Consider the following 11,955-nt stretch of genomic DNA (forward strand, 5'->3'; position numbering starts at 1 on the left):
TGTCTGTGTTTGAAGAACTCGTATGGGGATATAGAAAAAAATTAACCTCAAAAAATAAGATACTTTACCTATCTAAGCCTGATATTAGTCACACTATTCGTATAATAAATAAATATAAAGTTGAGCCCGAAAGCCTTCAGTTGGCGACTTTGAATTTTATTTTAGACAGACAACCCAAGGCAAAATATATTCTGAAAGATGTCGATACATTATTGAAAAATGGTGGTGTTTTACGAATAAATGCAACGGTATCTGAGCATCATGGTTGTTTTACCCGATCACACTCTCAATTGATGTATATGGTGTCAACCTCTTTGAATGGTCGCTATGTACTTGTTGATGATAAAATAGTCGGAAGAGTAAGAACTTATAGCTTTCGAAAGACAGAGCCAACTCTGCCTCAATGTGATGACATTTCGTCTTGGAGCTTTGGTATTGTTAGCTCAGGCAAAGAAAGCAGTAAGGTTAGTAGACTGATTGATAGTATAATCGAGCAAGAAATACCAAATTTTGAGATATTGGTATGTGGTGATTATAAGCCCAACGAACATCAAATCAGACATGTATCGGTTCTAGAAGATGTTTCTAGTGAAGATATGAGAGCTCCCATATCTAAGAAAAAGAACAAAATTATCAGAGAATGCAAAAATAATAATGTTTTAGTTTTCCATGATAGATTCACGTTGCCAAATGGTTGGTACTCTAGAATGAAAAAATACGGCAATTACTTTGATATTCTTTCAATGCCAAACATAGGGCCAAATAAAGGTAGGATTAGTGATTGGAATTTATTCTCTAGCTTTCCAGAGTCCACTTTTCGTTTAGACCTGGTTTTACCAAGTTACGATAAATGGAGTAATTGGTGGTACTCGCAAGGGGGTGTTCTCCTTGTTAAGAAGCATTTATATGCTAAAAGTCCACTTGATGAAAATTTACATTGGTCTGAACTGGAGGATATTCAGTTTTCTCAAAGGCAAAATCTTTTAGGCTCTTGCTATTACTTTGATACTAATAATTATTTCTTGAGTGATAAAAATAGATTGCCGGAATCAGACCTAAAAGTAAGTCGAATACGTATTTTCTTCAGGTACATCAAATCGTCATTGCAATACTTGTGCTCCATGATAAGAAATATATACAACTATACTAACAATCGTCGGTCTGATAATGAGCTTTAGAAAGATCATTAATAGCCCAGTAGTGGCTACATGGGCTTCCTATTTTGTGCAATTTGGAGGTGCTATACTTCTACTTCCAATTGTACTAATCAAGTTCAATGATACAGAAACTGCCCTATGGTTTCTTCTGTATATGCTGATGGGGCTCACTCTGCTGATTGATGTTGGGGTTGGACCGACATTAGTGAGAGTCGTCTCACTGCTTCGTTCAAGTCAAGACGCTCAAAACGGCATGGTTTTCTCTGAGCTCTACTCTACAGCAAGAGTGGTTTACTTAGCTATTTCATCTTTTGCTGTCACATTCTGCATAATAGCTTTTCCAATCCTGAGTGAAAATATCTCGAAGCAGTTGGACAACCCCGAGCTTATGGCTTCTTTGTTTTATGTCATCGCCATAAGGATCTACATTGCTATTAACCAGATAAGGTGGAGCTCTATACTTTGTGGTTTGAACTATGTTGCTTTAGTTAGATATGCCGAAGCGAGGGTCAATATGTTGAAACTTGCTCTCATCTCTATATCACTTCTTTTCGAAGGGGGGTTATTGTTACCATTTATAATCGAACTTCTCTCGAGCTTGATACTCTATATCTACTTTGGCAATAAGGCTAAGGGCTATATCTCAAATGAGTATCCGGAAGCAAAAGCATCATTTTTGTTTTTTAATCGTACTTTATTTCAAGAAATTTGGGCTCCCGCTTGGAGGTTGGGGCTTATTCAGTTTGGTGGGTATGTTGCAAACTATGGAGGCTCTATTGTTATAGCTCAATTTTCAAGCCCTAAGCTTGCGGCTAGCTTCATGCTTACACAACGACTATTACTTTTTATTCGACAAGTTTCTCAAGCACCAATTTACTCCAAACTACCTCAAGTGTACAGTATGTATGCTCTGAATGAACTGAAGAAGCTAAGAATGTTTACAACTCAGAATATTCGGCTATGCATAATGTTACAGATCTCTGGAATGTTAGGTTTGTTCTTTATTGGGGGGGAATTGATTACACTGTTAGCACCAGATAAGCAATTGTTAGCCGGCTCATTTTATGCGATCATGAGCTTGATGTATCTAGCTGAGATGCATCATGCAATTCATAGCCAGATATACATGAGCACTAACAAGGTTCCATTTCTTATACCCTCAATTATCTCAAGTGGTAGTTTTGTTTTCTTGGCGTACCTATTTGCACCATCGTACGGTGTCTTAGGAGTGCTCATCGTTCAAATGGTCATACAAGCGATGTATAACAATTGGTATCCGGTGAAACTAAGCCTAAACATGATGGGATTAGGTTTTATTGAATATATTAAGTGTATTCTCTTTAAGGGATATAAGTATGGCAATTAATTCAACCATTAAAATAAAAGCTAATAAACTTTTGGAAGAAATTCTTTCTTTTTTCTGGGGTAATATAGCGCTTTCTTTTAAAACAATAAATATTCTACTTAAGAGGAAGAAAGTATTAATCTTCACCGATTCAAGAGGATATGAAGTAACTCGTTTCATAAACAAAAGAAATCCATTTTCTTCTTATGCTGGTCGACTAATTAGGAACTATGCATGTGATGTATATTTATGTCCCAAAGAACATACTAGTTTGCTCGATTTTATCTATTTGTCGAAGAAAATTGATTTGTCTTCTTATGACCATATAATTTTACACTGTGGTGTGGTCGATTTTGCTCCTCGCCCTAAGTCCTCATATGAAAAAATGTTATCATCGAAAAGAGAAATTATCAAAGATATGGAAATTGATAGCTTTTTCTCCGAGCATGCCAATTATTCCGGAGGTGAATATGAAGGTGAGAGAACATACCATTTTATGAATGAAAATTTATTGAAAAATGTCGTTTTGCCAATATTAGAACAGAAAAATAACATCATATATATAAATATCAATAGAGTTATTAATGAATGGAGTGGTAATTATTGGAGGAAGAGGCCTTCAAATTTAAATGAGCAAATGAAATTTGATGACATTGTTTGCTCAAGACTAAATCATATATCTCTTCGTTGGTTCAGTGATGAAGATATAATGAATCTAACATCTGACAATATACATTACACCAATCAGGGCTTTAAATATATTGAAGATGAGATAATGAAGAAAATAATCAGGAATAAATCGTGAGCTTATACTATTCAAGTGCAATAAGAAATATTGCTAAGATTTTCCTAAAAAAGGAAAACATACCTTATGGACTTTTTGAAGAACCTTTTTGGTTTAGAAGACATAGTAAAAGTAAGTTGAGAGAACTTAAGGACAAGTTTAAAGGTGAGAGATGTTTTATTATTGGTAATGGACCAAGCCTTAACAAGGCTGATTTGAACAAGCTATCCAATGAGTACTCCTTTGGTGTTAATGGGATATTTTACAAAACAAGAGAGAGTGGGTTCGTACCAACTTTCTATGTTGTAGAAGATTCTCATGTCATGCAGGACAATATCCAAGATATCAATGATTACAAGGTTGATTACAAATTCTTTCCTGTTAATTACAAGTCATACATAAAGAATAGAGATAACGTCGCTTTTTTTCGGATGAATGAAGGTTTCTATGTCGAACATAGCCCTAATTACTGTGTCCCTCGGTTTTCTGCAGATGTTAGTGAGCGAGTTTTTTGTGGACAGTCGGTCACGATGATCAATTTTCAATTGGCGTACTACCTCGGATTTTCAGAAGTTTACCTTATTGGAATGGATTTCAACTATGAAATACCTGAATCTGCTAAAGTTGAAGGAAATGACATAACATCAACGGAAGATGATATTAACCATTTCCACCCAGACTACTTTGGTGCAGGAAAAAAGTGGCATGATCCTCATTTAGATCGAGTTTTAAATTCTTATAAGATGATGAAAGTAATCTTTGAAGCCGATGGCCGAAAGATATTTAATGCAACCCATGGTGGGAAGTTGGAAGTATTTGAACGAAAGAATTATGAACAGTTGTTTGAAAGCAAGTAACCAACCTATCGTCACAATATGTATCGCAGCCTACAATGCGGAGCGATACATCCGTGCTGCTTTAGACTCAGCGGTAAATCAAACTTATAAGAACGTTGAAATTTTAGTTATTGATGACTGCTCAGCAGACAATACTGCCACTATTATCTCTGAATATGCTAAACACTATAAGAACGTCCGTTTAGAGAAAAATATTGAGAACTTGGGTTACCTCGCCACGTTCAATCGCTTATTGTCTGCATCTAAAGGGGATTTTATTTCATTTTTAGATGCAGATGATTGGATCAAACTAGATAAGGTTGAACGTCAAGTTGATTATCTGCTAAATAATAAAGAGGTTGGCTTTGTCGGTACTGCAATCAATAGGTGTGATGAAACAGGTCGAATCGTAGGTGGTGAATCCTACCCATTACTACCACATGAGCTAGCTAGTTTGGTAAATGAATCATCTCAGGTTCCTTGGTGTGGATCGTCAGTTATGGTCAGACGTCGGATTATTGAGCTTGTTGGAGGATATAGAGAATATTTCACAGGATGCCCAGGAGAGGATTACGACTGGATTTTGAGAATGCTAGACTTTACCGAAGGAGGTAATATACCCGAGAAACTGTATAACTACAGGTTTGCAGATCGCTCCCTTACTCGCAAAGTTCACTATGATGTGAAAGCGAGGCATGCACATGAAATTGCATTTTTCCTACGTAGAGAGCGCATTCTTAACGAAGAATACCATGACTCATTATCTACCGGTGAAACTTATAAGCTTGACGATTTTCTTGCCGATTTAGCAGAAATATATGAAACAGATCCAAGTCTATTGTACAAAAAGACTGCTTTCGAACATGCTGTGAATGGTGATTTTATACTTTCTATTAAAGATGTCTCAAGATTTTACAAAAACAAAAGAGATATTTTAAAAACTATAAAATTAATTATCACTATCATACCTGTTCTATTGCTACCGAATAGTTTTCTATTAGCAGTAAAAAATTTATTTGGTGTTAAATCGATTTCAGAGAAGATATGAAGATTAGAATTTCAGAGTCAATAATTAGGTTTTCATATTTATATATACCAATTTTAGCTTTTTCATATAAGTACTTTTTAGGTAATCAAACTACGAAATATTTTTTTGATCTTCAGTTTGCTCTTTTGGGATTAGTTCTTATATTCTTTTTTTCGAAAAGGGAAGTTGATTATAACCCCAGATTTATTCCAGTTTTCTATTTAGGGATTGTAATGGTGATTAGCTTATTGATTAGTAATTTAAGTAATCAAGTTAATCACAGTGGGAGTGAAATATTTTACATTGGTCCTTTCATCGTCTCGGCTAAGTTGCCAATATATTTTCTGGTTCTTGGAGCTTTTTTCTCTATAATCCCAGGGCCACATTTATCTCGATTTCTGGTCTTATCTAGATGGATGAGTGTTATGATAATAACTGATTTCCTGATTAGATATTTCTTTGTAAATGGCTTTGTCGTTAGACCAAGTGTAATAAGTGAAACTAACTATGATGCGATTTTTGTTTTATTAGGTTTGTGTGCTCTTTTTACCCTGAAAAGAGGGAGGCACTACTATGTCGACTTATCTCTGATCGCATTATCTATACTAGCAACTCAATCAAAAACGAGCATAGGCTGCTTTATTATATTAAGTTTTATTTATAATTTTAAATGGAGAGATATTCTCTCTATATTGCTTGTGGGCGGTTTTTCAGTTGCTGGATTTTATATTGTACTACAAAGGATGAGTATTCTCTCTGATTATATCGATCTTGACAGATTTCAAATGCTTTTAAGTTTTTCAGAAACGATTAAGAATGCCAACGTCTCCCAGTTATTCTTCGGTTTTTCTCCAGGATATCCTTTGCGTGATACTGACCCCTATTTAGGTTTTTTTATTGGTCACCTTGTTGAGAAGATGGGAGCAGAAGGTTTACATTCATTTTTGTTCCATTCGATGTGGCTACGGCTAATAACGGATTATGGCTTAGTAAGTTGTTTTTTCTTTATTACCTATATTGTCTTTTGCGCGTATAAAAGCCCAAGCGCTAGACCTCTTATAATTCTTATGTCTCTACAAGCGTTTACTATGGGGTTATTTTATATTAGTGTTTGTGTTATCGTTACACTCATGTACCTTAGGTCTTGTTTCGACTACGATCGCTTGGAAGTATCTAAATGAATCTCAGTTCCACTTTTAACTTTTCACCAGATAAAGGTGCTAAAATTATTACATTTGCTAATCCGTATTCTTATTATATCCTTAAAGATGAGGTTGGGTCGGATTTGGAAAAATTTGGCGCGATTTATGCAGACGGGATATTATTAGTTAAACTTTATAATCTTATACACCGAACCAAAATCGAGCGCCTTAGCTTCGACTACACGTCTTTAGCGCCAATAGTTTTTAGTCATGCCGAAAAAGAGTCTTGGAATGTCGCTATTGTTGGGGGAACTCAGGAAGAAGTCACTGTTGCAAGATCAAAGATCGAATCTAAATACCCCAGCATAAAAGTCGCGTGTGCCATTAGTGGGTACTTCAATGTCCAGAGCATGGAAGATGCAATAGACGATTTGGCGTTAAAAAGTGTCGATGTTATCATCTGTGGAATGGGGACTCCGTTGCAAGAGCGTTTTCTCTTGAGGGCTCAAGAGAAAGTTTCTTCGTTGAAGTATGGATTCACATGTGGGGGCTTTATTTCTCAGATAGCGGATAATGAAAATTATTTCAATCCGGTAATGAGTAAACTACACCTGCGCTGGTTGCAAAGGTTTATCCGACATTCATATGTTCGGAAGCGCCTACTAATATCCTATCCTATGTTCCTAATCAGGTTTATTTGTGATGTGCTTAAAAAATAACATACTTATAACGGGCTACTCAGGTTTTATCGGTCGTCACCTAGTCGAAGCTTTCCGCGGTATATCGTCATTGAGGCTTGTTGGGCGTACTTTCACGACAGATGGTGATTATTTTCCTTGCGAACTGACTAAAAGCTCAGACCTATCAGAGCCACTTCGCGATTGTGATATAATTATCCATGCTGCTGCTATTTCTTCATCTGACAATCAAAATGAAGACCTTGTTTTTGAAACAAATGTTCTTGCAACTATCAATTTAGCTAGGCAGGCGATAACGGCTGGTGTAAGACGGTTCATTTTTATCAGTTCAGTCAAAGTGCTAGGTGAATCTACAATGTCAGGTGAGAGTTTCAATGAATCCTCAGTCCCTTCACCTGAAGACGCATATGCTCGTTCTAAGGCAAAAGCAGAGGAATTGCTTATCGAGCTGATCCGTACATCGGATATGGAGTTAGTAATTATTAGGCCTCCTTTGGTATATGGTATGAATGTACAAGGCAATTTCTCTTCGCTACTGAATATTGTAAACAAAGGCGTTCCACTACCTTTTGCATCGATTACCTCTAATAAACGAAGTATGGTATCAGTGACCAATTTGACTGATCTAATAGTCTTATGCTCAGTGCACCCAAAAGCCGCAAATCAAGTTTTTCTTGTTTCTGATGACTCAGATATTTCTACTTCCGACATGGTATTTGAAATGGCTACAGCTCTAGGTAAATCTACTTTGCAGTTGCCTTTTCCTCTTGGATGCTACAGATTTTTTGGTAAGTTGCTCAATAAATCAGCTAAAGTTGAAAGATTGATTGGTTCCTTAAAAATTGACCTTACATATACAAAAAAAACCTTAGCGTGGACCCCTCCTCAAACTTTGCGTGAAGGCTTTAAGCAAGCGGCCAAAGCTTTCCTACAATCTAAAAAAAGTGGTACACATGATTCGTTTGATTGATTTCTTTGCAGCTTTTCTTGGGTTGCTTTTTCTATGGCCTCTACTTGTTATCGTTGCTGTTATTGGTTTTTTCGATACTGGCTCACCCATATTTATCCAAGAGCGTGTAGGCCGAAACAAAAAGCCATTTAAACTCATCAAGTTTCGCACGATGTCGGTAGATACTCAATCTGTAGCAAGTCACCTTGCTAGTTCTGCTTCTATAACCAAGTTTGGCACTTTTTTACGTAAAACTAAGATTGATGAATTGCCACAATTGATCAATGTGCTTAGAGGAGAAATGAGCTTGGTAGGCCCCCGTCCCAATTTGTACAATCAAAAAGAGCTAATCTTTGAGCGCGATAGTTTGGGGATTTATGATGTTTTACCAGGGATTACTGGTCTTGCTCAAATTCAAAATATTGATATGTCCACCCCTGAACTACTAGCGCAGACTGATCGGAAAATGATCGAGACTCTAACTTTGAAGAGTTACTTGGGATACATTGTTGCGACTGCAACTGGTGGTGGTCGTGGGGATGCAGTAAAATAACCTATGCTATTTTCAAAATTTAATTTGGACGCCAGCACAAGTCTGGTCCTTTTGTTGTAAGTGAACTTTATGGCTAGGCTTAATTTTATCTGGAATCTCTCTCGTTTCAACAAACGCTTAATTAGTATCTTTATTGATACGATTTTCATCGTAGCATCTTTTTATGCTGCTTATTGGACACGTATTGGCCATATCAAGCCCCTTGATGACGTTCTCAATAGATATGTTCTTCTAGGTACGATAGCAATTACATTAATAGTCTTTACTAGGCTCGGATTGTATCGAGCAGTATTAAGGTATTTAACCTTCCACGCTTTGGCTGTAGTTAGTATGGGTACCTTAATATCAGCTGTGTCAGTGGCTTTTTTAGCATTTTACTTTGATGCATCTGTTCCACGTTCTGTACCTATTATTTACGGTACGTTTTTGTGTTTGCTTTGTGGCGGTTCGCGGCTTATTGTTCGCGTCTTGGTTAACCAAATGAATGGTAAGGGGAGAAAGAGTGTTCTTATTTATGGAGCCGGAGCTGCTGGCCGTCAACTTGCATTGGCAATGAGAAACTCTGAAACTCATAAAGTCGTTGGTTTTATTGACCAAGATAAGACCCTTGAAAATACAATGATCCTAGGATTGCATGTATGTGACATTGAAGGAGCATCCAAGTTAATTTATAAGCATGATGTCAGTCAGATTCTTCTAGCTGTACCAAGTGCTTCTAGAGCTCGTCGTAAAGAAATCCTTGATTCTCTTGTCCCACTTGCTGCAGAAGTTTTAACTGTACCTGATATGCAGGATATCGTAGAAGGCAAAGCGAATATTGATGAATTAAAGGATGTGGCAATTGAGGATCTATTAGGACGCGACCCTGTTATCCCACAACAGTCTTTGATGGAATCAAATATCAAAAATAAAGTTGTGATGGTTACTGGCGCTGGTGGCTCTATAGGTTCTGAGCTTTGTCGGCAAATCATTCGTCAGAAACCTAAGGTTCTGATTTTATTTGAACTTTCAGAGTTTGGTCTATATCAAGTAGATCGCGAGCTTTCGAGTATTGCGCTTGATGAAGATATTCAGGTGAAAATTATTCCACTCTTAGGGTCTGTCCAACGATTTAATCGACTAGCCACAACCATGAAGAGTTTTAGTGTCGATACTGTTTATCATGCAGCCGCCTACAAGCATGTTCCTTTAGTTGAGTACAACGTCGTAGAAGGTGTTAGAAACAATGTGTTTGGCACTTATTATGCTGCTACGGCAGCAATCGAGGCCGGAGTTGAGTCATTCGTCTTAATATCTACTGACAAGGCAGTGCGCCCTACTAATGTAATGGGCACGACCAAAAGAATGGCTGAGCTTGCCCTTCAAGCATTATCTGAACAAGAAAATCTTAAAGGCAGAGGTACTCGATTCTGCATGGTTCGCTTTGGTAATGTATTGGGCTCTTCGGGGTCTGTTATCCCACTATTCAAGAAGCAGATTGCTAGTGGAGGACCCGTTACGGTCACGCATAAGGATATTATTCGCTACTTCATGACCATACCTGAAGCTGCTCAGCTGGTTATTCAGGCAGGTGCCATGGGTAAGGGCGGGGACGTATTCGTACTTGATATGGGAGAACCTGTTCGTATAACGGACTTAGCAGAAAATCTCATTAAGCTTTCAGGCCTTGAAGTTAAAACTGAAGATAATCGGTATGGGGATATTGAAATTCAATTTTCTGGCTTGAGACCTGGAGAAAAGTTATTCGAAGAGTTGCTTATTGGGGATAATGTTGGCGAAACCGCCCACCCTAGGATTATGACTGCTCAGGAGCGTTTTTTGCCGTTTGAGGAGTACAAGTCATTACTTCAGGAGCTAGATGAAGCTTGCCATAATTTCGAGCATGAACGTATTCGTGAATTATTGCTCAATGCGCCTACAGATTTTAATCCAACAGATGGGATTGGTGATCTTGTTTGGCAAAAGCTTCATGAAGAAGAGTTAGCTATAGATACTGTCCACTAGATAAAAAAGCTCCGTTAGGAGCTTTTCTTTTGTCTATAGTATCTGCTTCAAAACCCGATCCGCTTTCACACGGGTAATCTTACGCATCAGCTTCTGCACCGCATCTGGGTAATCTTCAAACTTCTCTAGCTGCCTGTATGTGCAGATTAGCTCAGTATGCTGAAGAATGTTTTCCACCTCTTTTTCAAACTGAGGTGTTAGGTGATGATAGTTGTCTTGAATGAAGATAGCGTTTTCTAAGTCTAGCTTCCATGCACGCGGGTTAAGGTTATTACCCGTAATCAGCATATAGCGTTTATCAACCCAAATGCCTTTTAAGTGGAAACTGTTTTCTTCGTGCTTCCAAAGGTGGATAGATAGTTTACGGCTGGCAATATTCGCCTCATTAGCTTTGGCAAATTGGCGTAAGTTACGTTCATACAAGTAAGGTAAGCCACCAATGGTGCGGAAATCTTCTTCTGGTGAGATATAGAAGTCATTAGCTGTCTTATCACCAACAACAATCGTTACTTTTACGCCACGCTTGATCGCTTTCTTCACTTCTTTTGCCACGCTGCGTGGGAAATTAAAGTAAGGCGTACAGATGAAAATTTCATCTTTTGCTTGGGCTAGAAGCTGGTTGATACCTTGGTTAAGTTTGTTACGCTTTTTACCGACACCTACGATAGGAGTGACAGCGACTTGTTCAGCAGAAACTTCTTGAGACTCAAATTGGTAGCTCGATTTGGCTAACGATGCTCGTAGCTGGCGAATTTGAGCTTTGATCTCTTTAGTTTCAGGTTTACTTGGGCACGCTAAGTCATTTACCGCAGGGTGAGCAATCATCTCTGATTGAATGAACTCCACCATACTGTCTGCTAACGCTCTGTTGCTTAGCATATGGTAGCGGTCAAAGCGGTAACGATCTTTATAGTTGAGGTAGATATTGTTTAAGCTTGCGCCACTGTAGATGACCTGATCATCAACAATAAAGCCTTTGAGGTGTAGTACGCCAAATACTTCACGGCCACGAACAGGAATTCCGTAAACTGGGATCTTATGTTCGTAGTTCTCGGCAAATGACTTATACATTGTAGCATTGGTTTCGCCAGGCTCAGCACCAATTAAACCACGTTGGGCACGGTGCCAGTCGACACAGACATTAATATCTAAGCCTGGATTGCGCTGTTTGGCTTGATAAAGTTCGGTCAAAATTTCTCGACCAGCCTCATCATCTTCTAAGTAAAGAGCCACAAGGTAGATTCGTTTACTTGCCTGACGAATCGCTTCAATTAAGCGAGTTCGAAAGTCTTTGGCTGCGTATAAAGTCTCGAATTGAGCTGGATCTTGCGCCAAGGTAGGAAGTTGTTCGAATAAATTCCTATGAGTCATCATATTGGATGGGTAACCTTTACTTAAAGTGGATAGGGATATTAGCAAAAGAACAAAGCAGTTTCGAGTTTCTAGCTACGAGTTTCTAG

11 protein-coding genes are annotated in these 11,955 nt (G+C 38.0%); 10 read left to right on the forward strand and 1 reads right to left on the reverse strand.

The window, feature by feature from the left end; translation table 11 throughout:
• The first annotated feature begins 5 nt into the window (after positions 1-5).
• The 10 genes from ACU01J_RS02985 (at position 6) to ACU01J_RS03030 (ending at position 10,495) form a co-directional block, all read left to right on the forward strand.
• Positions 6-1,178, forward strand: coding sequence for a hypothetical protein (locus ACU01J_RS02985; protein WP_481084350.1), 1,173 nt, complete (start codon positions 6-8; stop codon positions 1,176-1,178).
• Positions 1,168-2,523, forward strand: a complete 1,356-nt coding sequence (locus ACU01J_RS02990; RefSeq protein WP_481084351.1) for a hypothetical protein — start codon at positions 1,168-1,170, stop codon at positions 2,521-2,523. Before ACU01J_RS02985 ends, ACU01J_RS02990 begins: the two co-directional genes overlap by 11 nt.
• The gene (locus ACU01J_RS02995) at positions 2,513-3,307 is read left to right on the forward strand and encodes a hypothetical protein (RefSeq protein ID WP_481084352.1); all 795 of its coding nucleotides are present in this window, start codon (positions 2,513-2,515) and stop codon (positions 3,305-3,307) included. The genes ACU01J_RS02990 and ACU01J_RS02995 overlap by 11 nt, the downstream gene beginning before the upstream one ends.
• Positions 3,304-4,143: a 6-hydroxymethylpterin diphosphokinase MptE-like protein gene (locus ACU01J_RS03000; protein ID WP_481084353.1), complete on the forward strand. Its 840-nt coding sequence runs from the start codon at positions 3,304-3,306 to the stop codon at positions 4,141-4,143. Before ACU01J_RS02995 ends, ACU01J_RS03000 begins: the two co-directional genes overlap by 4 nt.
• Positions 4,130-5,170 carry a glycosyltransferase family 2 protein gene (locus ACU01J_RS03005; RefSeq protein ID WP_481084354.1) on the forward strand — a complete coding sequence of 347 codons (1,041 nt, stop codon included), beginning with the start codon at positions 4,130-4,132 and terminating at the stop codon, positions 5,168-5,170. Before ACU01J_RS03000 ends, ACU01J_RS03005 begins: the two co-directional genes overlap by 14 nt.
• Positions 5,167-6,330: a hypothetical protein gene (locus ACU01J_RS03010; protein WP_481084355.1), complete on the forward strand. Its 1,164-nt coding sequence runs from the start codon at positions 5,167-5,169 to the stop codon at positions 6,328-6,330. The genes ACU01J_RS03005 and ACU01J_RS03010 overlap by 4 nt, the downstream gene beginning before the upstream one ends.
• Positions 6,327-7,010 (forward strand): WecB/TagA/CpsF family glycosyltransferase, encoded by a 684-nt coding sequence (locus tag ACU01J_RS03015; protein WP_481084356.1) that lies wholly within the window; start codon positions 6,327-6,329, stop codon positions 7,008-7,010. The genes ACU01J_RS03010 and ACU01J_RS03015 overlap by 4 nt, the downstream gene beginning before the upstream one ends.
• Positions 6,994-7,959, forward strand: a complete 966-nt coding sequence (locus ACU01J_RS03020; RefSeq protein ID WP_481084357.1) for an NAD-dependent epimerase/dehydratase family protein — start codon at positions 6,994-6,996, stop codon at positions 7,957-7,959. The genes ACU01J_RS03015 and ACU01J_RS03020 overlap by 17 nt, the downstream gene beginning before the upstream one ends.
• Positions 7,943-8,491: a sugar transferase gene (locus ACU01J_RS03025; RefSeq protein ID WP_481084358.1), complete on the forward strand. Its 549-nt coding sequence runs from the start codon at positions 7,943-7,945 to the stop codon at positions 8,489-8,491. The genes ACU01J_RS03020 and ACU01J_RS03025 overlap by 17 nt, the downstream gene beginning before the upstream one ends.
• A 69-nt stretch (positions 8,492-8,560) precedes the next feature.
• Positions 8,561-10,495 carry a polysaccharide biosynthesis protein gene (locus ACU01J_RS03030; RefSeq protein WP_481084359.1) on the forward strand — a complete coding sequence of 645 codons (1,935 nt, stop codon included), beginning with the start codon at positions 8,561-8,563 and terminating at the stop codon, positions 10,493-10,495.
• 33 nt (positions 10,496-10,528) lie between these two features.
• Here the strand turns inward: ACU01J_RS03030 and pssA are convergent, their stop codons facing one another.
• Positions 10,529-11,869 carry a CDP-diacylglycerol--serine O-phosphatidyltransferase gene (gene pssA, locus ACU01J_RS03035; protein WP_481084360.1) on the reverse strand — a complete coding sequence of 447 codons (1,341 nt, stop codon included), beginning with the start codon at positions 11,867-11,869 and terminating at the stop codon, positions 10,529-10,531.
• Positions 11,870-11,955 lie beyond the last annotated feature (86 nt).

The organism is Vibrio sp. 2433-A1 (assembly GCF_056726085.1).

Excerpts from the sequence above, each read along its gene's own strand:
- ACU01J_RS02990 (WP_481084351.1), top strand. The coding sequence starts at position 1,168 with ATGAGCTTTAGAAAGATCATTAATAGCCCAGTAGTGGCTACATGGGCT.
- ACU01J_RS02995 (WP_481084352.1), top strand. The coding sequence starts at position 2,513 with ATGGCAATTAATTCAACCATTAAAATAAAAGCTAATAAACTTTTGGAA.
- ACU01J_RS03010 (WP_481084355.1), top strand. The coding sequence starts at position 5,167 with ATGAAGATTAGAATTTCAGAGTCAATAATTAGGTTTTCATATTTATAT.
- ACU01J_RS03015 (WP_481084356.1), top strand. The coding sequence starts at position 6,327 with ATGAATCTCAGTTCCACTTTTAACTTTTCACCAGATAAAGGTGCTAAA.
- ACU01J_RS03020 (WP_481084357.1), top strand. The coding sequence starts at position 6,994 with ATGTGCTTAAAAAATAACATACTTATAACGGGCTACTCAGGTTTTATC.
- ACU01J_RS03025 (WP_481084358.1), top strand. The coding sequence starts at position 7,943 with ATGATTCGTTTGATTGATTTCTTTGCAGCTTTTCTTGGGTTGCTTTTT.
- ACU01J_RS03030 (WP_481084359.1), top strand. The coding sequence starts at position 8,561 with ATGGCTAGGCTTAATTTTATCTGGAATCTCTCTCGTTTCAACAAACGC.
- pssA (WP_481084360.1), bottom strand. The coding sequence starts at position 11,869 with ATGATGACTCATAGGAATTTATTCGAACAACTTCCTACCTTGGCGCAA.